29 protein-coding genes are annotated in these 20,109 nt (G+C 61.8%); all 29 read right to left on the bottom strand.

The window, feature by feature from the left end:
* Positions 1–6 precede the first annotated feature (6 nt).
* The 29 genes from rpsM to rpoC all read right to left on the bottom strand — a co-directional run bounded on the left by rpsM (position 7) and on the right by rpoC (position 20,104).
* Positions 7–363 (bottom strand): 30S ribosomal protein S13, encoded by a 357-nt coding sequence (rpsM, locus tag Q0894_RS11905; RefSeq protein WP_161430190.1) that lies wholly within the window; start codon positions 361–363, stop codon positions 7–9.
* A 126-nt stretch (positions 364–489) separates the two neighbouring features.
* Positions 490–603: a 50S ribosomal protein L36 gene (rpmJ, locus tag Q0894_RS11900; RefSeq protein WP_031384759.1), complete on the bottom strand. Its 114-nt coding sequence runs from the start codon at positions 601–603 to the stop codon at positions 490–492.
* Positions 604–675: 72 nt separating this feature from the next.
* A complete protein-coding gene (secY, locus tag Q0894_RS11895; protein ID WP_132044113.1) occupies positions 676–2,007 on the bottom strand; it encodes a preprotein translocase subunit SecY in 1,332 nt (443 codons plus the stop codon).
* A complete protein-coding gene (rplO, locus tag Q0894_RS11890; RefSeq protein WP_132044111.1) occupies positions 2,008–2,442 on the bottom strand; it encodes a 50S ribosomal protein L15 in 435 nt (144 codons plus the stop codon). It lies immediately after the preceding gene.
* A gap of 3 nt (positions 2,443–2,445) precedes the next feature.
* Positions 2,446–2,628 carry a 50S ribosomal protein L30 gene (gene rpmD, locus Q0894_RS11885; protein WP_132044109.1) on the bottom strand — a complete coding sequence of 61 codons (183 nt, stop codon included), beginning with the start codon at positions 2,626–2,628 and terminating at the stop codon, positions 2,446–2,448.
* A gap of 5 nt (positions 2,629–2,633) precedes the next feature.
* Positions 2,634–3,134: a 30S ribosomal protein S5 gene (gene rpsE, locus Q0894_RS11880; protein ID WP_027962365.1), complete on the bottom strand. Its 501-nt coding sequence runs from the start codon at positions 3,132–3,134 to the stop codon at positions 2,634–2,636.
* A gap of 11 nt (positions 3,135–3,145) precedes the next feature.
* A complete protein-coding gene (gene rplR, locus Q0894_RS11875; protein WP_027962364.1) occupies positions 3,146–3,496 on the bottom strand; it encodes a 50S ribosomal protein L18 in 351 nt (116 codons plus the stop codon).
* Positions 3,497–3,505: 9 nt separating this feature from the next.
* A complete protein-coding gene (gene rplF / locus Q0894_RS11870) occupies positions 3,506–4,036 on the bottom strand; it encodes a 50S ribosomal protein L6 (RefSeq protein ID WP_132044107.1) in 531 nt (176 codons plus the stop codon).
* 9 nt (positions 4,037–4,045) lie between these two features.
* Positions 4,046–4,438, bottom strand: a complete 393-nt coding sequence (gene rpsH, locus Q0894_RS11865) for a 30S ribosomal protein S8 (RefSeq protein ID WP_195689214.1) — start codon at positions 4,436–4,438, stop codon at positions 4,046–4,048.
* Between the two features lie 29 nt (positions 4,439–4,467).
* The gene (gene rpsN / locus Q0894_RS11860) at positions 4,468–4,773 is read right to left on the bottom strand and encodes a 30S ribosomal protein S14 (RefSeq protein ID WP_132044103.1); all 306 of its coding nucleotides are present in this window, start codon (positions 4,771–4,773) and stop codon (positions 4,468–4,470) included.
* A 10-nt stretch (positions 4,774–4,783) separates the two neighbouring features.
* Positions 4,784–5,323 (bottom strand): 50S ribosomal protein L5, encoded by a 540-nt coding sequence (rplE, locus tag Q0894_RS11855; protein WP_132044101.1) that lies wholly within the window; start codon positions 5,321–5,323, stop codon positions 4,784–4,786.
* Between the two features lie 18 nt (positions 5,324–5,341).
* Positions 5,342–5,656 carry a 50S ribosomal protein L24 gene (gene rplX / locus Q0894_RS11850; RefSeq protein WP_040183125.1) on the bottom strand — a complete coding sequence of 105 codons (315 nt, stop codon included), beginning with the start codon at positions 5,654–5,656 and terminating at the stop codon, positions 5,342–5,344.
* A gap of 14 nt (positions 5,657–5,670) precedes the next feature.
* Positions 5,671–6,042: a 50S ribosomal protein L14 gene (rplN, locus tag Q0894_RS11845; protein ID WP_027962358.1), complete on the bottom strand. Its 372-nt coding sequence runs from the start codon at positions 6,040–6,042 to the stop codon at positions 5,671–5,673.
* A 38-nt stretch (positions 6,043–6,080) separates the two neighbouring features.
* Positions 6,081–6,341: a 30S ribosomal protein S17 gene (gene rpsQ, locus Q0894_RS11840; RefSeq protein WP_132044203.1), complete on the bottom strand. Its 261-nt coding sequence runs from the start codon at positions 6,339–6,341 to the stop codon at positions 6,081–6,083.
* Between the two features lies 1 nt (position 6,342).
* Positions 6,343–6,534, bottom strand: a complete 192-nt coding sequence (gene rpmC, locus Q0894_RS11835; RefSeq protein WP_023007544.1) for a 50S ribosomal protein L29 — start codon at positions 6,532–6,534, stop codon at positions 6,343–6,345.
* Positions 6,534–6,947, bottom strand: a complete 414-nt coding sequence (rplP, locus tag Q0894_RS11830) for a 50S ribosomal protein L16 (protein ID WP_023007545.1) — start codon at positions 6,945–6,947, stop codon at positions 6,534–6,536. The genes rpmC and rplP overlap by 1 nt, the downstream gene beginning before the upstream one ends.
* A gap of 15 nt (positions 6,948–6,962) precedes the next feature.
* The gene (gene rpsC, locus Q0894_RS11825) at positions 6,963–7,661 is read right to left on the bottom strand and encodes a 30S ribosomal protein S3 (RefSeq protein WP_132044097.1); all 699 of its coding nucleotides are present in this window, start codon (positions 7,659–7,661) and stop codon (positions 6,963–6,965) included.
* A gap of 11 nt (positions 7,662–7,672) precedes the next feature.
* On the bottom strand, positions 7,673–8,005 hold the full coding sequence (gene rplV, locus Q0894_RS11820) for a 50S ribosomal protein L22 (RefSeq protein WP_027962354.1): 333 nt from the start codon (positions 8,003–8,005) through the stop codon (positions 7,673–7,675).
* Between the two features lie 18 nt (positions 8,006–8,023).
* Entirely contained in the window at positions 8,024–8,299 is a 276-nt protein-coding gene (gene rpsS, locus Q0894_RS11815; protein ID WP_084286553.1) for a 30S ribosomal protein S19, read from the bottom strand.
* A gap of 22 nt (positions 8,300–8,321) precedes the next feature.
* Positions 8,322–9,149 carry a 50S ribosomal protein L2 gene (gene rplB, locus Q0894_RS11810; protein ID WP_299235551.1) on the bottom strand — a complete coding sequence of 276 codons (828 nt, stop codon included), beginning with the start codon at positions 9,147–9,149 and terminating at the stop codon, positions 8,322–8,324.
* Between the two features lie 17 nt (positions 9,150–9,166).
* Complete coding sequence (gene rplW / locus Q0894_RS11805) at positions 9,167–9,463, bottom strand: 50S ribosomal protein L23 (RefSeq protein WP_132044093.1); 297 nt, start codon at positions 9,461–9,463, stop codon at positions 9,167–9,169.
* The gene (gene rplD, locus Q0894_RS11800; protein ID WP_132044091.1) at positions 9,460–10,065 is read right to left on the bottom strand and encodes a 50S ribosomal protein L4; all 606 of its coding nucleotides are present in this window, start codon (positions 10,063–10,065) and stop codon (positions 9,460–9,462) included. Before rplD ends, rplW begins: the two co-directional genes overlap by 4 nt.
* 14 nt (positions 10,066–10,079) lie before the next feature.
* The gene (gene rplC, locus Q0894_RS11795; RefSeq protein ID WP_132044089.1) at positions 10,080–10,718 is read right to left on the bottom strand and encodes a 50S ribosomal protein L3; all 639 of its coding nucleotides are present in this window, start codon (positions 10,716–10,718) and stop codon (positions 10,080–10,082) included.
* Positions 10,719–10,867: 149 nt separating this feature from the next.
* Positions 10,868–11,179, bottom strand: coding sequence for a 30S ribosomal protein S10 (rpsJ, locus tag Q0894_RS11790; protein ID WP_021819602.1), 312 nt, complete (start codon positions 11,177–11,179; stop codon positions 10,868–10,870).
* A gap of 163 nt (positions 11,180–11,342) precedes the next feature.
* On the bottom strand, positions 11,343–12,536 hold the full coding sequence (tuf, locus tag Q0894_RS11785; protein ID WP_132044087.1) for an elongation factor Tu: 1,194 nt from the start codon (positions 12,534–12,536) through the stop codon (positions 11,343–11,345).
* A gap of 29 nt (positions 12,537–12,565) precedes the next feature.
* The gene (gene fusA / locus Q0894_RS11780) at positions 12,566–14,686 is read right to left on the bottom strand and encodes an elongation factor G (protein WP_132044085.1); all 2,121 of its coding nucleotides are present in this window, start codon (positions 14,684–14,686) and stop codon (positions 12,566–12,568) included.
* Positions 14,687–14,730: 44 nt separating this feature from the next.
* On the bottom strand, positions 14,731–15,201 hold the full coding sequence (gene rpsG, locus Q0894_RS11775; RefSeq protein ID WP_132044083.1) for a 30S ribosomal protein S7: 471 nt from the start codon (positions 15,199–15,201) through the stop codon (positions 14,731–14,733).
* 130 nt (positions 15,202–15,331) lie between these two features.
* Complete coding sequence (gene rpsL, locus Q0894_RS11770) at positions 15,332–15,706, bottom strand: 30S ribosomal protein S12 (RefSeq protein ID WP_102626761.1); 375 nt, start codon at positions 15,704–15,706, stop codon at positions 15,332–15,334.
* A gap of 177 nt (positions 15,707–15,883) precedes the next feature.
* Positions 15,884–20,104, bottom strand: coding sequence for a DNA-directed RNA polymerase subunit beta' (gene rpoC, locus Q0894_RS11765; RefSeq protein WP_299235541.1), 4,221 nt, complete (start codon positions 20,102–20,104; stop codon positions 15,884–15,886).
* Between the last annotated feature and the right edge of the window lie 5 nt (positions 20,105–20,109).

Below are 20,109 nucleotides of genomic sequence, written 5' to 3'. Positions count from 1 at the left end.
TGCGTGTTATTTGCGGATCGGCTTACGCGGGCCCTTACGGGTGCGCGCATTGGTCTTGGTACGCTGACCACGCAGCGGAAGACCACGACGATGACGCAGACCACGGTAGCAACCCAGGTCCATGAGACGCTTGATATTCAGCGTCACATCACGACGAAGGTCACCTTCAACGGTGTACTTGCCGACTTCGGAACGCAGGGTGTCGATCTCTTCAGATGACAGCTCCTGGATCTTGGTGGTCGGCGCGATGCCGGACGCGGCACAGATATCCTGTGCACGAGTGCGGCCAATCCCGAAGATATAGGTCAGCGAGATCGCCGCATGCTTGTTGTCCGGGATATTGACGCCTGCAATACGGGCCATCAGCTTACTCCGAATATGTGAGCGGCTTGCTCGTTGGGTCTACTACAAAAGGCGCAACAGCATACCCCTTTACCCTGCACAGGGCAAGGGGGCATGCCGGCACCCGGTTCAGCGCAGTCGCCAGGATCAACCCTGACGCTGCTTGTGCCGCGGCTCCGTGCAGATGACGCGGACGGCGCCATTGCGACGGATGATCTTGCAGTTGCGGCACATTTTCTTCACGGAAGCTCGAACTTTCATCGTTCCATCTCCAAAGTCGGCTAGCGAGGCGGCCCTTGCGGGCCGCAACGCGCCAGTTCGACGAGCGGCGCCTCAGCGCATGATGCCGCCGCCGCCGTAGCCTTTCAGGTTGGACTTCTTCATCACCGACTCGTACTGGTGCGACATGAGGTGCGACTGCACCTGACCCATGAAGTCCATGATGACCACCACCACGATCAGCAGCGAGGTACCGCCAAAGAAGAACGGCACGTTCCACGCCACGATCAGGAACTGGGGCATCAGGGAAACCGCAGTGATGTACAAGGCGCCAAACAGGGTCAGACGGGTCATGACCTTGTCGACGTAGCGAGCCGTCTGCTCGCCAGGACGAATCCCCGGCAGGAAGGCACCCGACTTCTTGAGGTTGTCGGCGACGTCCTTGGGATTGAAGACCAGCGCTGTGTAAAAGAAGCAGAAGAATACCACCGCAGCGGCAAAAAGCAAGATGTACAGCGGCTGACCCGGACCGAGGGCCTGGGACGCACGCTGCAGCCAGTCGAGACCGTCACCGGCACCGACCCACTGCCCCAGCGAGGCCGGGAACAGCAGGATGCTGGAGGCAAAGATCGGCGGAATGACGCCCGCCATGTTCACCTTCAGCGGCAGATAGCTGCTCTGACCAGCATACATCTTGTTGCCGACCTGACGACGCGGGTAGTTCACGGTGATGCGGCGCTGACCGCGCTCAATGAACACCACGAAGGCCACGGTAGCAACGCCCAGGGCAGTGAGTGCCAGCAGCGGCAGGACGTTCCACGCCCCTTCGTTGCGAGCCAGCTCGAAGGCCTGACCGACGGCGCCGGGCAGGCCCGCCACGATACCGGCGAAGATCAACAGCGAGATGCCGTTGCCGATCCCCTTCTCGGTGATCTGTTCACCCAGCCACATCAGGAATACTGCACCACCCACGAACGTGACGATGGCGGTGAAGTAGAAGCTGAAGTCGGCAGTATAGGCGATGCCCTGGCTGGCCAGCCCCACCGACATGCCGGTGGCCTGTACCAGTGCCAGGGCAACGGTACCGTAGCGGGTGTACTGGCTGATCTTGCGCCGCCCGGCCTCGCCTTCCTTCTTGAGCTGCTCAAGATGGGGCGAGACCGCGGTCAGCAGCTGCATGATAATCGACGCCGAGATATAGGGCATGATGCCCAGGGCGAAGATGCTCATGCGCTCCAGGGCGCCACCCGAGAACATGTTGAACATGCCAAGGATGGTACCCTGCTGCTCCCTGAACAAGGCAGCAAGCTGGTCAGGATTCATACCGGGCACGGGGATGTGGGCACCGATGCGGTACACCACGATGGCGAGGAGCACGAAGCGCAGACGCGCCCACAGTTCACCTAGACCGCTGCCCATCGCCGGCATTTTTCCTGACTTCGCCATTTAGTCCTCTACCTTGCCACCGGCGGCTTCGATCGCGGCACGGGCACCCTTGGTGACCTTGAGACCGCGAACCGTAACCGCCTTGTTCAGATCGCCGGAGAGGATCACCTTCGCGTGCAGCGTGGCGTCCTTCAGCACGTTGGCCTGCTTGAGGGTCTCGAGGGTGACTTCGTCACCGGCAACCTTGGCCAGCTCGGCCAGGCGCACTTCCTCGGAAACCAGCGACTTCGCAGAGGTGAAGCCGAACTTCGGCAGACGCCGCTGGAGCGGCATCTGGCCGCCCTCGAAGCCGGGCTTGACGCTACCGCCGCTGCGCGACTTGAGGCCCTTGTGGCCACGGCCGCCGGTCTTGCCCAGACCGGAGCCGATGCCACGACCGACACGCTTTTCGGCGTGCTTGGAACCCGGTGCCGGGCTCAGGCTATTGAGTTTCATGGATTACTCTCCCTCAACGCGCACAAGGTAGTTAACCTTGTGAATCATGCCGCGTACGGCGGGGGTATCTTCCAGTTCGACCGTGTGACCGATGCGGCGCAGGCCGAGGCCCTGAATGGTGGCCTTATGCTTGGCCAACACGCCGATGGTGCTGCGGGTCTGGGTAACCTTGATCGTTGCTGCCATGGTGCTCACCCCGTGATCGCTTCGACAGGCATACCGCGCTTGGCGGCGATGTCTTCCGGCGACTGAATGGCGCTCAGGCCCTTGACGGTCGCCCGTACCACGTTCACCGGGTTGGTGGAGCCGTAGCACTTGGCCAGGACGTCATGGACGCCGGCCAGCTCCAGCACGGAGCGCATGGCACCGCCGGCGATAACGCCGGTACCCTCGGAGGCGGGCTGCATGTACACCTTGGAGGCACCGTGACGGGCCTTGATCGGGTACTGCAGGGTGCCGCCGGAGAGGTGCACCTTGACCATGTTGCGACGCGCCTGGTCCATCGCCTTCTGGATCGCGACCGGCACTTCACGTGCCTTGCCGCGACCGAAGCCGACACGACCCTTGCCGTCACCCACGACGGTCAGAGCGGTGAAACCGAAGACACGGCCACCCTTGACCACCTTGGCAACACGGTTGACCTGTACCAGCTTCTCCTGGAGGTCGCCGCTTTGCTGTTCGTTCTTCGCCATCGTAAAACCCTTTAGAATTCCAGGCCGCCTTCACGAGCGGCGTCGGCCAGGGCCTTGACGCGGCCGTGGTACTTGAAACCGGCGCGGTCGAAGGCTACCTGGGTGATGCCCGCTTGCTTGGCGCGCTCAGCAATCAGTTCGCCAACCTTGGCGGCGGCGTCAGCGTTGCCGGTAGCACCCTCACGCAGGACCTTGTCCAGCGTAGAGGCGCTGGCCAGCACCTTGCCACCATCCGGCGAGATAATCTGCGCGTAGATGTGACGCGGGGTACGGTTGACGCACAGGCGATACACGCCCAGCTCGCGGATCTTGGCGCGAGCGCGGCGGGCACGACGGAGACGAGATTCTTTCTTCGCGTTCATAACCCTGCCTTACTTCTTCTTGGCTTCTTTGCGACGCACCTGCTCGTCGGCGTACCTGACACCCTTGCCCTTGTAGGGCTCGGGCGGACGGAAGGCGCGGATTTCCGCGGCCACATGGCCGAGCTTCTGCTTGTCCGCGCTCTTCAGCACGATCTGGGTGTTCTTCGGCGTTTCCGCGGAGACACCCTCAGGCAGCGTATACTCGACCGGGTGCGAGAAGCCTAGTGACAGATTGAGCGTCTGGCCCTTGGCCTGGGCACGATAACCGACGCCGATGATTTCGAGGGACTTGGTGAAGCCTTCGCTTACCCCGGTCACCAGGTTCTGAACCAGGGCGCGGGTGGTACCGGCCATGGCCCAGGTCTTGGCAGACTCGCTGGGGGCGAAGGTCAGCTGACCCTCTTCCTGACCTACCACCACGTCGTGGTGGATGGTCATTGACAGCGTGCCCTGGCCGCCCTTGGCGGTCAGCTGGTCACCGTCGATCTTGATCTCGACGCCAGCGGGCACTTTTACTGGATATTTGGCTACGCGGGACATTCCAAACTCCTAGAATACGGTGCAGATGACTTCGCCACCGACACCGGCCTTGCGAGCCGCGCGATCGGTCATCACCCCGTTGGAGGTGGTGACGATAGCGATACCCAGGCCCTCGGCGACTTTCGGCAGCGCGTCCTTGCCCTTGTACTGGCGCAGGGAGGGCTTGGAAACTCGCTGGATGTGCTCGATGACCGGCTTGCCCTCGAAATACTTGAGGGTCACGGCCAGCTCCGGCTTGGCGCTTTCGGACACCGCGAAGTCGTTGATGTAACCCTCTTCCTTCAATACGCGGGCCACCTCAACCTTGAGGCGGGAAGACGGCATGGTGACCGTCTCCTTGGTGGCCATTTGCGCATTGCGGATACGGGTAAACATATCCGCCAGAGTGTCTTGCATGCTCATTTACGTTGCGCTCCTGATTCTTGCGTGGCTTACCAGCTGGACTTCTTGAGTCCGGGAACATCGCCACGCATGGCGGCTTCACGAAGCTTGTTGCGGCCGAGACCGAACTTGTTGTAGAAGCCGTGCGGACGACCAGTGATACGGCAGCGGTTACGCTGACGCACCGGGCTGGAGTCGCGCGGCAGCTGCTGAAGCTTCAGCGTAGCCTCGAAGCGCTCTTCGTCGGAAGCGTTCGCGTCCTGGATGATCGCCTTGAGCTCGGCACGCTTGGCGGAGTACTTCTCCACCAGCTTGGCGCGCTTGAGCTCGCGCTCTACCATGCTTTTCTTTGCCATGATCCCACCCTTATTTCTTGAACGGGAAGTTCAGCGCGCTCAGAAGCGCACGACCTTCATCATCGGTGTTGGCGGTGGTGGTGATGGTGACATCCAGACCACGGATCCGGTCGATCTTATCATACTCGAGTTCCGGGAAGATGATCTGCTCACGCACCCCCATGGAGTAGTTGCCACGACCGTCGAAGGACTTCGGGTTGAGACCACGGAAGTCACGAACGCGGGGGATCGCGATATTCACCAGGCGATCGAGGAAGTCCCACATGCGCTCGGAGCGCAGGGTCACCTTGATCCCGATCGGCCAGCCTTCACGCACCTTGAAGCCCGCGATGGACTTGCGTGCCTTGGTTACCACCGGCTTCTGACCGGAAAGCTTCTCCAGGTCGCCGATAGCGTTGTCGATCAGCTTTTTATCGCTGGTCGCTTCGCCGATGCCCATATTCAGAGTCACCTTGGTGACTCGCGGCACCTGCATCACGTTGGCGTAGCTGAACTGCTCTTTGAGTTGAGCCACCACCTCGTTCTGATAACGTTCTTTCAAGTTCGCCATTATGCTACCCGACTCGCGTTAGGCGTCGATCTGCGACTGCGTCGACTTGTAGATACGTACCTTGGTACCGTCTTCCTGAACCTGGAAGCCGACGCGATCTGCCTTTCCGGTCTCCTGGTTGAAGATGGCCACGTTGGACGCGTGAATCGGAGCCTCGCGCTCGACGATACCGCCTTGATTACCCGCCATGGGATTGGGCTTGGTGTGACGCTTGATCATGTTCACACCGGACACCACGAAGCGGTTTTCGAGAACCCGCTTGACGGTGCCACGCTTGCCCTTGTCCTTGCCGGCGATGACGATGACTTCATCGTCACGTTTGATCTTTTGCATATTCGCCTCGCTCCTTACAGCACTTCAGGCGCCAAGGAAATGATCTTCATGAACTTCTCGTTACGAAGCTCACGGGTCACCGGCCCGAAGATACGGGTGCCGATCGGCTGATCATTGGTGTTGTTCAACAGAACCGCCGCATTTCCGTCGAAGCGAATCAGCGAGCCGTCGGAACGACGGACACCGCTGCGGGTGCGAACCACCACCGCCTTGAGGACCTGGCCTTTCTTGACCTTGCCACGCGGAATGGCTTCTTTCACCGTGACCTTGATGATGTCGCCAACGTGGGCATAGCGGCGATGTGAACCGCCCAGCACCTTGATGCACTGCACCCGGCGCGCTCCACTGTTGTCGGCGACGTCCAGCATTGTCTGAGTCTGAATCATCGGTTTTCTCCAAACCTAATCTGACAGCAGGTGTAGGGTTAGCCCTTGGCCTGCTCGACCACCTCGACCAGCGTCCAGGACTTGGTCTTGGACAGCGGACGGCACTCCTGGATGGAGACCGTATCACCGGCCTTCGCCTGGTTCGCCTCGTCATGGGCGTGGAGCTTGGTGGAGCGCTTAACGTACTTGCCGTAGATCGGGTGCCGCTCGCGGCGCTCGATCATCACGACGATGGACTTGTCCATCTTGTCGCTCACCACCTTGCCGGTGAGCGTACGGGTTTTCTTCTCTTCGGCCATCTCAGTCACCTGCCTTCTCGTTGAGCACAGTCTTCACCCGGGCGATGTCCCGACGAACCTGCTTGAGCAGGTGCGTCTGGCTGAGTTGGCCAGTGGCCTTCTGCATGCGCAGGTTGAACTGCTCGCGGAGGAGTTCGAGGAGCTGATCGTTCAGCTCGTCGACTGACTTTTCACGGATTTCCTGGGCTTTCATCACATCACCGTCCGTTTCACAAAGGTGGTGGAAACCGGGAACTTCTGCGCCGCCAGGCCAAAGGCCTCGCGTGCCAGCTCCTCGGACACGCCTTCGATCTCGTAGAGGATCCGACCGGGCTGAATCTGCGCGACCCAGTACTCGACGGAACCCTTCCCCTTACCCATACGGACTTCCAGGGGCTTCTTGGAGATCGGCTTGTCCGGGAAGACCCGAATCCAGATCTTGCCACCACGCTTGACGTGACGGGTGATCGCACGACGACCGGCTTCGATCTGACGGGCGGTGATACGACCACGGCCAGTCGCCTTGAGGCCGTATTCGCCGAAGCTTACCTTGCTTCCGCGATGCGCCAGGCCACGGTTGCGGCCCTTCTGCATCTTGCGGAACTTCATACGCTTGGGTTGTAACATCGACTCGCTCTCCCCTTACCTGGAACCTTTCTTCTTGGAGGGCGCGGCCTGCGGCTGCTTAGCCTTGGCGCGGACCTCCTCGATGCCCCCGAGGATTTCACCCTTGAAGACCCAAACCTTGACACCGATGATGCCGTAGGTGGTCTTGGCCTCGTAGGCGGCGTAGTCGATGTCGGCGCGCAGCGTGTGCAGCGGAACACGACCTTCCCGGTACCACTCGGTACGGGCGATTTCCGCGCCGCCGAGACGACCGGAGAGCGACACCTTGATGCCGCCGGCGCCCAGACGCATGGCGTTCTGCACGGAGCGCTTCATGGCGCGACGGAACATCACGCGGCGCTCGAGCTGGCCAGCGATGTTCTGGGCCACGAGCATGGCATCCAGCTCGGGCTTGCGAACTTCCTCGATGTTGACGTGCACGGGCACGCCCATCATCGCGGTCAGTTCGCGGCGCAGACGGTCAACGTCCTCGCCCTTCTTGCCAATCACGATGCCCGGACGGGCAGTGTGAATGGTGATGCGCGCGTTGTTGGCCGGACGCTCGATGGTGATGCGGCTAACGGAGGCGTTCTTGAGACGCTCTTCCAGGAAGCTGCGCACCGCGAGGTCGCTGTTCAGCTTGTCGGCATAGGCGCCGCGCTCGGCGTACCACACCGAGGTATGGTCTTTGACGATACCCAGGCGGATGCCTGTTGGATTGACTTTCTGACCCATCTGGTCGACTCCTACTTCTCGGCTACCTTGACGGTGATGTGGCAGGTGCGCTTCAAGATACGATCCGCGCGGCCCTTGGCACGCGGCTTGATACGCTTGAGCGTCATGCCCTCATCGACGCAGATGGTCGAGACACGCAGCTCGTCGATATCCATGCCGTTGTTTTCTTCCGCGTTCGCGATGGCGGACTGCAGCACTTTCTTGACCAGCTTGGCAGCCTTCTTCGGTGAGAAGGTCAGCAGGTCCAGCGCCTCGGCGACCGGCTTATCGCGCACCTGGTCAGCCACCAAACGGGCCTTCTGGGCGGATAAACGAGCGCCACGCAGCTTAGCTGTGACTTCCATCTCTCAATCCTCTCTGGCTTACCGTTTGGCTTTCTTGTCCGCCGCATGACCGCGATAGAGGCGGGTAGCAGCGAATTCGCCCAGTTTGTGGCCAACCATTTCCTCGGAGACATGCACCGGGACGTGTTGGCGACCGTTATGGACTGCGATGGTGAGTCCTACCATGTTGGGCAGGATCATGGAGCGACGCGACCAGGTCTTGATCGGTTTACGGTCACTCTTCTCCACAGCAGCCTCGACCTTCTTCAGCAGATGAAGGTCAATAAAGGGACCTTTCTTCAGTGAACGTGGCACAGCCGTTACCTCTTAAAGTGTGTTACTTGGCCTTGCGGCGACGAACGATCAGCGCGTCGGTGCGCTTGTTCTTGCGGGTCTTGTGGCCCTTGGTGGGAACGCCCCACGGAGTCACCGGATGACGACCACCGCTGGTGCGGCCTTCACCGCCACCGTGCGGGTGATCCACCGGGTTCATGGCCACGCCGCGAACGGTCGGACGCACACCTTTCCAGCGCTTCGCACCGGCCTTGCCAAGCTGACGCAGGCTGTGCTCTGAATTGCCCACTTCTCCCAGGGTCGCGCGGCACTCGCTCAGCACCTTGCGCATCTCGCCGGAGCGCAGACGCAGGGTGGCATAGTTGCCTTCACGAGCGACCAGCTGGGCGCTGGTACCGGCGCTACGAGCGATCTGGCCGCCCTTGCCGGGCTTGAGCTCGATGCAGTGCACGGTGGAACCCAGCGGAATGTTACGCAGCGGAAGAGCGTTGCCCTTCTTGATGGCCGCGTTGACGCCGGACTCGAGACGGTCGCCGGCGCTCACGCCCTTGGGCGCCAGGATGTAGCGACGCTCGCCATCGAGATACTTCAGCAGCGCGATGTTGGCGCTACGGTTCGGATCGTACTCGAGACGCTCAACGATGGCCGGAATGCCATCCTTGGTGCGCTTGAAGTCGATGATCCGGTAGTGCTGACGGTGACCACCGCCCACGTGACGGGTGGTGATACGACCGTTGTTGTTACGTCCGCCATTGCGCGACTGCTTCTCGAGCAGAGGCGCGTAGGGTGCACCCTTGTGGAGCTCGCTGTTCACGACCTTTACAAGGTGGCGACGACCGGCGGATGTGGGTTTAGTCTTGACGATTGCCATTGTCCGTACTCCTGCCCTTATTCGGCGCCAGAGAAGTCTTCAAGGGTCTCGCCGGCGGCCAACGTGACGTAAGCCTTGCGATACCCCTTGCGGTGACCCAGACCCTGCGCGGTGCGCTTGGTCTTGCCCTTGACGTTCAGCGCTTGAACGCGGTCGACCTTCTTGCCGAACAGAGCCTCGACGGCTTTCTTGATCTCGGGCTTGGTCGCGTCGCTGGCCACCTTGAACACGTACTGGTTGCGTTCAGCAGCCATGGCGGCCTTCTCGGTCACGTGCGGGCCGAGCAGCACCTTGAATACACGTTCCTGGTTCATGCCAGCTTCTCCTCGAATTTACGGAGGGCGGAGACGGTGGCCAGCACCTTGTCGAAGGCGACCAGGCTCACCGGATCGGCGGCGGCCACATCGACCACATCCACATTGGGGATGTTGCGGGCGGCCAGGTAGAGGTTCTCATCGACTTCTTCGGTGACGATCAGCACCTTCTCCAGACCCAGCTCGTTGAGCTTGGCGACCAGCTGCTTGGTCTTCGGAGCGTCGACGGCGAACTCCTCGACGGCCACCAGACGATCCTGGCGCACCAGCTCGGAGAGGATCGAGCGCATCGCCGCACGGTACATCTTGCGGTTGACCTTCTGGGTGTAGTCCTGGGGACGAGCCGCAAAGGTCACACCGCCACTGCGCCAGATCGGCGAGCGGATGGTACCGGCACGGGCACGACCGGTGCCCTTCTGACGCCACGGCTTCTTGCCGCCGCCACGCACGTCGGAACGGTTCTTCTGAGCGCGGGTACCCTGACGACCACCAGCCAGATAGGCGGTGACGACCTGATGCACGAGCGCTTCATTGAATTCTTTGCCAAAGGTGGCGTCGGACACGTCGACGGTGCCGGCGCCGGCAGCAAGATTCAGATTCATCGGTAGATTCCCCTTCAGCCAGCTTTCACGGCGCTGCGCACGATAACGTCACTACCGGTGGCACCAGGCACGGCACCCTTGACCAGCAGCAGATTACGCTCAGCATCGACGCGGACGACTTCAAGACTCTGGACGGTGCAACGCACGTTGCCCATCTGGCCAGCCATTTTCTTGCCCTTGAACACTCGCCCAGGGGTCTGGCACATGCCGATGGAGCCCGGCGCGCGGTGGGCCAGGGAGTTACCGTGGCTGTTGTCCTGGGTGCGGAAGTTCCAGCGCTTGACTGCGCCCTGGAAACCCTTGCCCTTGGAGCTGCCAGTCACATCGATCGATTGACCAGCTTCGAAGAGGGATACGGTGAGTTCGCCGCCCACTTCCGGAGCCTCATCGCCTTCTGCAAGGCGGAACTCCATCAGCGAACGACCGGCCTCGATACCTGCCTTGGCGAACTGCCCAGCCTGGGCCTTCGACAGGTGCTTGGCCTTGCGGGAGCCAGTTGTAACCTGAATCGCCGCGTAGCCGTCGCTTTCGACGGTCTTGACGCGAGTGACGCGATTAGGCTCAACCTCGATCACGGTTACGGGCACGGAAGCGCCGTCTTCGGTGAAGACACGGGTCATCCCGGCCTTCTTGCCGACTAAACCGATAGTCATTCTCAGTCTCCTATAGTGTACGGGGCTATCACCCGCTATGGCTGCCCTTTCCAGAGCATTCCACTAGCACGTTGTGTGGCGCCTCACGGCGCGGCGGCTGCTGCTCGAGCGAATTGTCGAACGCTGGGCCGCGGTGTCTAGTGTAATAATCAGTCGAGCTTGATCTGCACGTCCACGCCGGCGGCGAGATCGAGCTTCATCAGGGCATCGACGGTCTTCTCCGTCGGCTCGACGATATCGAGCACGCGCTTGTGAGTGCGAATCTCGTACTGGTCGCGCGCGTCCTTGTTGACGTGCGGCGAGATCAGCACGGTATAGCGCTCGCGATTGGTCGGCAGAGGAATCGGTCCACGAACCTGGGCGCCGGTACGCTTGGCGGTTTCGACAATCTCCGCAGCGGACTGGTCGATCAGGCGATGGTCGAAGGCCTTCAACCGAATGCGAATCTTCTGGTTCTGCATTTGCCCTAACTCCAATGGATTCTGACGGCGCGAGCCGTCAACCCACGCATTCAAAGGATGCGCATTATATGCACACCGAAAACGAGAGTCAAACACTCGTTGACGATGAACAGCAAAGGGGCTCCTCCTGGAGCCCCTTCTGATCATTCAAGCAGCGCGATGCTTACTCGACGATCTTGGCCACGACGCCAGCGCCGACGGTACGACCGCCTTCACGGATGGCGAAGCGCAGGCCATCGTCCATGGCGATCGGCGCGATCAGGCTGACCACCATCTTGACGTTGTCGCCCGGCATGACCATCTCGACGCCTTCCGGCAGCTCACAGGTACCGGTGATGTCGGTGGTACGGAAGTAGAACTGCGGACGGTAGCCCTTGAAGAACGGAGTGTGACGACCACCCTCGTCCTTGGACAGCACGTACACCTCGGCCTCGAACTTGGTGTGCGGGGTGATGGTGCCCGGCTTGGCCAGAACCTGACCACGCTCGACGTCGTCACGCTTGGTGCCACGCAGCAGGGCGCCAACGTTCTCGCCGGCACGACCTTCGTCGAGCAGCTTGCGGAACATCTCGACGCCGGTAACGACGGTCTTGACGGTGTCCTTGATACCGACGATCTCGACTTCCTCGCCAGCCTTGACGATGCCGCGCTCGACACGACCGGTGACCACGGTGCCGCGACCGGAGATGGAGAACACGTCCTCGATCGGCATCAGGAACGGCTGATCGATGGCACGCTCCGGCTCCGGGATGTAGTCGTCCAGGGCCTTGATCAGGCTGGCAACGGCGGTGGTGCCCATGCCGTTGTCGTCCTTGCCTTCCAGCGCCATCAGGGCAGAGCCGGTGATGATCGGGGTGTCGTCGCCCGGGAAGTCGTACTCGTCGAGGAGCTCACGAACTTCCATCTCGACCAGCTCGAGCAGCTCTTCGTCGTCGACCATGTCGGCCTTGTTCAGGAACACGACGATGTACGGCACGCCAACCTGACGAGACAGCAGGATGTGCTCGCGAGTCTGCGGCATGGGGCCGTCGGCAGCGGAACAGACCAGGATCGCACCGTCCATCTGGGCGGCACCGGTGATCATGTTCTTGACGTAGTCGGCGTGCCCCGGGCAGTCGACGTGCGCGTAGTGGCGCGCTTCGGACTGGTACTCGACGTGAGAGGTGGCGATGGTGATACCACGCTCACGCTCTTCGGGAGCGTTGTCGATGGCGTCGAACTCGCTCCAGTCACCACCGAACACCTCGGCGGAAACACGGGTCAGGGCCGCAGTCAGAGTGGTCTTGCCGTGGTCGACGTGACCGATGGTACCGACGTTGACGTGCGGTTTGGAACGCTCAAATTTTTCCTTAGCCACTGCTATAACCTCTTTACGTTAGCTAACGGTTAACCGTTTTGGTTGATGACGGCTTCAACGACGCTGGACGGCGCCTCTTCGTAATCCGCAAACTCCATGACGTAGCTTGCGCGTCCCTGGGTCTGAGAACGCAGATCGGTCGCGTAACCGAACATCTCAGCCAACGGAACTCTGGCGCGAATGACCTTGCCCATGGGCGAGTCATCCATGCCGGATACCAGACCACGGCGGCGGTTGAGGTCACCCATGACGTCGCCCATGAAGTCCTCGGGGGTGACGACCTCGACCTTCATTACCGGCTCGAGCAGCACCGCCTTGGCCTTCTTGGCACCTTCCTTGACTGCCATGGAAGAAGCAACCTTGAACGCGGTCTCGTTGGAGTCCACGTCGTGGTAGGAACCATCGTACAGCGTAACCTTGACGTCGATCATCGGGTAGCCCGCGATGACACCGTTCTGCAGCTGCTCGTAGGCCCCTTTCTCGACGGCTGGCACGTATTCCTTGGGAACCACGCCGCCGACGATCTCTGAAGCGAACTTGAAGCTCATGTCTTCATCTTCGCCCTTGTCTTCCGCGGTCAGCGGCTCGATGCGCAGATGCACGTGACCGTACTGACCACGACCACCGGACTGGCGCACGAACTTGCCTTCCTGCTCGACCGAACCACGAATGGTCTCGCGGTAGGCGACCTGCGGCTTGCCGATGTTGGCCTCGACCTTGAACTCACGACGCATGCGGTCGACGATGATGTCGAGGTGCAGCTCGCCCATGCCGGAGATGATGGTCTGGCCCGTCTCCTCGTCGGTACGCACCTGGAACGAGGGGTCTTCCTGGGCCAGTTTGCCCAGCGCCACGCCCATCTTCTCCTGGTCCGCCTTGGACTTCGGCTCGACGGCCACGGAGATAACCGGGTCCGGGAACTCCATGCGCTCCAGCACGATCTTGTCATTCAGGTCGCACAGGGTGTCGCCGGTGGTGACGTCCTTCAGACCGATACAGGCGGCGATATCGCCGGCCAGCACTTCCTTGATCTCCTCACGGGAGTTGGCGTGCATCTGCACCAGACGCCCGATACGCTCCTTCTTGTTGCGCACGGAGTTGTAGACGCTGTCGCCGGACTTCAGCACGCCGGAGTAGACGCGGATGAAGGTCAGGGTGCCGACGAAGGGATCGGTCGCGATCTTGAACGCCAGGGCGGCGAACGGCGCCTTGTCATCGGCCTCGCGAGTCTCGATGGTACCTTCCTTGTCGTCCAGCTCACCCTCGATCGCCTTGACCTCGGTGGGAGACGGAAGGTATTCGACGACTGAGTCCAGCACCGCCTGCACGCCCTTGTTCTTGAACGCAGAGCCGCAGGTGACCAGCACGATCTCGTTGTCGAGAGTACGACGGCGCAGACCGGCCTTGATCTCTTCCTTGGAAAGCTCGCCACCTTCCAGGTACTTGTCCATCAGCTCTTCGGAAGCTTCGGCTGCGGCCTCGACCATCTCCTCGCGATACTTCTCCGCGGTCTCCTGGAGATCGGCGGGGATATCGATCAGGTCATAGGTGGCACCGAAATCGCTTTCGTTCCACTGGATGGCCTTCATCTCGATCAGATCGATGACGCCCTTGAAGTCTTCCTCGGTGCCCCAGTTGATCTGGATCGGCACGGCATTGGCACCGAGCCGGTCCTTGAGCTGGGCGACCACGTTGAAGAAGTCAGCGCCGGTACGGTCCATCTTGTTGACGAACACCATGCGCGGAACTTCGTACTTGTTGGCCTGACGCCAGACTGTCTCGGTCTGCGGCTGCACGCCGGAAGAGCCACACAGCACCACCACGGCACCGTCGAGCACACGCAGGGAACGCTCCACCTCGATGGTGAAGTCAACGTGCCCGGGGGTGTCGATGATGTTGATGCGATGCTCGTCGAACTGGTGGTTCATCCCCCTCCAGAATGTCGTCACGGCAGCGGAGGTGATGGTGATACCACGCTCCTGCTCCTGCTCCATCCAGTCGGTGGTAGAAGCGCCTTCGTGGGTCTCGCCCAACTTGTGGTTGATCCCGGTATAGAACAGCACGCGCTCGGTCGTGGTGGTCTTGCCGGCATCGACGTGGGCGACGATCCCGATGTTGCGATAGCGTTTTAGCGGAGTTTTGCGAGCCACGGTGGAACTCCCCGTTGGTTGGCGATGCGTTTTGCGGCCGGCACTTAGAACCGGAAGTGCGAGAAGGCCTTGTTGGCTTCAGCCATACGATGCACGTCTTCACGCTTCTTGACCGCAGAGCCCTTGCCTTCGGCGGCATCGAGCATCTCGCCGGCGAGACGCAGCACCATGGTCTTTTCACCACGGCGGCGCGCGGCATCTGCCAGCCAACGCATGGCCAGCGCCTGACGACGCGAGGGACGCACCTCGACCGGCACCTGATAGGTCGCGCCGCCGACGCGGCGTGACTTCACCTCGACCATCGGCTGGATGCTCTCCAGCGCCTTGTCGAAGATCTCCAGCGGCTCTTCGTTACTGCGCTCGGCAACCCTGTCCAGCGCACCATAGACGATGCGCTCAGCTACGGACTTCTTGCCGCCGATCATCAGGTGGTTCATGAACTTCGCCAGGCGTTCGCTTCCGAACTTGGGATCCGGCAGGATCTCACGCTTGGCCGCAACTCTTCTTCTAGGCATGATAAGCCCTCTGTTGAAGGGTCCTTCAGGTAAACTCGGAACTCCCGCGCACTCGCTTTGAGCCCGCGACGCCCGACCTTACTCTTATCAGACCGATATCAATGGGTGGTGAAATCGCGATCCGGGCCGATCAGGCCTTGGGACGCTTGGTACCGTACTTGGAACGACCCTGCTTACGGTTCTGCACGCCGGAGGTGTCCAGAGCGCCGCGCACGGTGTGATAACGCACACCGGGAAGGTCCTTGACTCGACCACCGCGGATCAGAACCACGGAGTGCTCCTGCAGGTTGTGCCCCTCACCACCAATGTAGGAGGAAACCTCGAACCCGTTGGTCAGGCGAACACGGCACACCTTACGCAGTGCGGAGTTCGGCTTCTTCGGGGTAGTCGTGTAGACGCGGGTGCAAACGCCGCGCTTCTGCGGGCAGGCCTGCAGCGCCGGCACGTCACTCTTGCTGACGGGACGCTTGCGCGGCTTGCGCACCAGCTGATTGATTGTTGCCATCTATTGCTCCAATGGGTTGCCTTGCGGAAGCGAGGTAGCCGCTCGCTTTCCTGTACTACGCTACCTTCCCAGCAGGTTCGGGCGCACCCGCCCCACTGTTAAAGGCTGCGCATTCTACTGGCTGACGCCGCCCTTCGTCAAGCCCGGCCGCCGCAGCGGCCGGAGCTGCCGGTGACGTCAGATCTCGTCGTCATCCGAATCCAGCGCGGTCAACTGAGCACCCAGCGCCTGCTCGACGTCATGGGCCGACGGTGCGGCAGGCTCTTCGACACCATTGCGCCGGCGGCGACGCTCGGCATGGTGAGTCAGGCCGGTACCGGCCGGGATCAGGCGACCCACCACGACGTTCTCCTTCAAGCCGCGCAGGTAATCCCGCTTGCCGGTCACCGCGGCTTCGGTCAGCACTCGCGTGGTCTCCTGGAAGGAGGCCGCGGAGATGAACGACTCGGTTGCCAGGCTGGCCTTGGTGATACCGAGCAGCACACGCTGATACTTGGCCGGGAACTTGCCCGCCTTCTCGAGGCGCGCATTCTGTTCGAGCACCCGCACCAGCTCAGCCTGATCGCCGGGGATGAAGTCGGAGTCACCGGCATCGGTGATCTCGACCTTGCGCAGCATCTGACGCACGATCACTTCAATGTGCTTGTCGTTGATGCCCACGCCCTGGAGGCGGTAGACCTCCTGGATCTCGGCGGTGATGTACTTGGCCAGCTCCTCGACACCCAACAGACGCAGGATGTCGTGGGGGTTGCTGGGACCATCGGAGATGACCTCGCCCTTCGCGACCGACTCGCCCTCGAAGACCGCGATCTGACGCCACTTCGGGATCAGCGTCTCGAAGGGATCGCCACCGCCTTCCGGGGTAATCGTCAGGCGACGCTTGCCCTTGGTCTCCTTGCCGAAGCTGATCACGCCGCTGATTTCGGCGAGGATCGACGGTTCCTTGGGCTTGCGCGCCTCGAACAGATCCGCGACACGCGGCAGACCACCGGTGATGTCCTTGTTCGAAGAGGCCTCCACCGGGATACGCGCGACCACTTCACCGATACCGATCCGAGCGCCGTTGTCGGCGGTGACAATCGACTTGCCGGGCAGCGGATACTGCACGGGAGTATCGGATCCAGTGACGGTGACCGGCTTGCCGGACTCGTCATTGAGCAGGATCATCGGGCGCTTGTCGCGACCAGCCATCGGCCGCGCCGCCGCCTCGATCACCTCGATGGAGGAGAGACCGGTCATCTCGTCCACGCTGCGGTGGATGGTGACGCCCTCCTCCATGTCGGCGTACTGCACGGCACCCTCGGCCTCGGCGACGATCGGGTGGGTGTGCGGATCCCACTTGGCCACTGCCTGACCGGCGTCGACACTGTCGCCGTCGCGGACCGACAGCTCGGCACCGTAGGGCAGCTTGTAATATTCGCGCTCGCGACCATGCTCGTCGGCGACGGCCAGGGCACTGGAGCGCGAGACCACCACCAACTTGCCGTCGGCGCGCTCGACATACTTGATGTTGTGCAGACGTACCTTACCGCCATGCTTGACCTGGACACTGTCCACCGCGGAGGCCCGCGATGCGGCACCACCGATGTGGAAGGTCCGCATGGTCAGCTGGGTGCCCGGCTCACCGATCGACTGCGCGGCGATGACGCCGACGGACTCGCCGATATTGACCTGATGGCCACGCGCCAGGTCGCGGCCGTAACAGGCCGAGCAGACGCCATGGGCGGTCTCACAGCTGATCGCACTGCGCACCACGATTTCGTCGACACCCATGGTGTCGAGATCGGCACACCACTTCTCGTCGAGCAGGGTGTTACGCGGGATCAGCACCTCGTCGCTGGCCGGATCGATGACATCCTGGGCGACCACACGGCCCAGCACCCGCTGTGCCAGGGGCACGATGATATCGCCACCCTCGATCACCGGATGCAGGGTCAGGCCACGCTCGGTACCACAGTCCGTCTCGGTGATCACCATGTCCTGGGCCACGTCGACCAGGCGACGGGTCAGGTAACCGGAGTTGGCGGTCTTCAGGGCGGTATCCGCCAGACCCTTACGGGCACCGTGGGTGGAGATGAAGTACTGGAGTACGTTCAGACCCTCACGGAAGTTCGCCACGATCGGTGTCTCGATGATCGAGCCGTCCGGCTTGGCCATCAGGCCACGCATGCCCGCCAGCTGGCGGATCTGGGCGGCGCTACCCCGAGCACCGGAGTCGGCCATGATGAACACGCTGTTGAAGGAGTCCTGTTCGACCTCCTTGCCTTCGCGGTCGATCACGGTCTCCTTGGAGATCCCCACCATCATCGCCTTGGCCACCTTGTCGTTGGCCTTGGACCAGATGTCGATCACCTTGTTGTACTTCTCGCCCGCGGTCACCAGGCCCGATGAGAACTGGTCCTCGATCTCCTTGACCTCCTCCTCGGCGGCCTCGACGATCTCGGCCTTGGCGTCCGGGATGACGAAGTCGTTGACCCCGATGGAGGCGCCGGACCAGGTGGCCAGGCGGAAGCCGGTGTACATCAGCTGGTCGGCGAAGATGACCGTCGGCTTGAGACCCGAGCGACGATAGACCTCGTTGAGCAGGCCGGAGATCGCCTTCTTCTTCATCGGCTGGTCGACCAGCTCGAAGGGCACGCCCTCCGGCAGGATGCGGAACAGCAGTGCACGCCCGACGGTGGTGTCGCGCAGCATGCGCTGATGGGTCTTCTCGCCGCTCTCCTCATCGATGAGAACCTCGTCGAGACGCACCTTGATGCGGGCATGCAGCGCCACATTCTGGGTGTTGAAGGCGCGCTCCACCTCGTTGAGGTCGGTGAAGACCATGCCCTCGCCCCGGGCGTTGATCTTCTCCCGGGTCATGTAATACAGACCCAGCACCACGTCCTGGGAGGGCACGATGATCGGCTCACCGTTGGCCGGCGACAGCACGTTGTTGGTCGCCATCATCAGCGTACGCGCCTCGAGCTGAGCTTCCAGGGTCAGCGGCACGTGGACCGCCATCTGGTCACCGTCGAAGTCAGCGTTGTAGGCGGCACACACCAGCGGGTGCAGCTGGATCGCCTTGCCCTCGATCAGCAGCGGCTCGAAGGCCTGGATGCCGAGGCGGTGCAGGGTCGGCGCGCGGTTGAGCAGAACCGGGTGCTCGCGAATGACGTCGGCGAGGATATCCCACACCTCGGCCGTCTCGCGCTCGACCATCTTCTTGGCCGCCTTGATGGTGGAGGCATGGCCCAGCGACTGCAGCTTGGAGTAGATGAACGGCTTGAACAGCTCCAGCGCCATCTTCTTGGGCAGGCCGCACTGGTGCAGGCGCAGGGTCGGGCCGACGGTGATCACCGAACGGCCGGAATAGTCGACGCGCTTGCCCAACAGGTTCTGACGGAAACGCCCCTGCTTGCCCTTGATCATGTCGGCCAGGGACTTCAGCGGGCGCTTGTTGGAACCGGTGATGGCACGGCCACGGCGACCGTTGTCGAGCAGCGCATCGACCGCTTCCTGCAGCATGCGCTTCTCGTTGCGCACGATGATATCGGGCGCATTGAGATCGAGCAGCCGCTTCAGGCGGTTGTTGCGGTTGATCACACGACGATAGAGGTCGTTGAGGTCGGAGGTCGCGAAGCGCCCACCGTCCAGCGGCACCAGCGGACGCAGGTCCGGCGGCAGCACCGGCAACACCTCCATGACCATCCAGGCCGGATCGTTGCCGGATCCCTGGAAGGCCTCCAGCAGCTTGAGCCGCTTGGAGAGCTTCTTGATCTTGGTCTCGGAGTTGGTCTGGGGGATCTCCTCGCGCAGGCGCTCGATCTCCTCCAGCATGTCGATGTCCTTGAGCAGCGCCTGGACCGCCTCGGCACCCATGCGGGCGTCGAAGTCGTCTCCAAACTCCTCGAGGGCCTCGAAGTACTGCTCGTCGTTGAGCAGCTGACCGCGCTCCAGCGTGGTCATGCCCGGGTCGATGACCACGAAGCTCTCGAAGTAGAGCACGCGCTCGATATCACGCAGGGTCATGTCCAGGAACATGCCGATACGTGACGGGAGCGACTTCAAGAACCAGATATGGGCGACGGGGCTGGCCAGCTCGATATGCGCCATGCGCTCACGACGCACGGCGGCCTTGGTGACCTCCACGCCGCACTTCTCGCAGATGATACCGCGATGCTTCATGCGCTTGTACTTGCCGCACAAGCACTCGTAATCCTTTACCGGACCAAAGATCTTGGCACAGAACAGGCCGTCCCGTTCCGGCTTGAAGGTACGGTAGTTGATGGTCTCGGGCTTCTTGACTTCCCCGAATGACCAGGAACGGATCATGTCCGGGGACGCCAGGGTAATCTTGATCGCGTCGAACTCGTCGGACTGAGACTGCGATTTGAGGACTTTCACCAAATCTTTCATGGGGT

This window comes from uncultured Halomonas sp. (assembly GCF_947501415.1).
Lineage (GTDB): Bacteria > Pseudomonadota > Gammaproteobacteria > Pseudomonadales > Halomonadaceae > Halomonas.
Note: the sequence above shows the minus strand (reverse complement) of the source record. Positions and strands in the feature narration are given on the sequence as shown.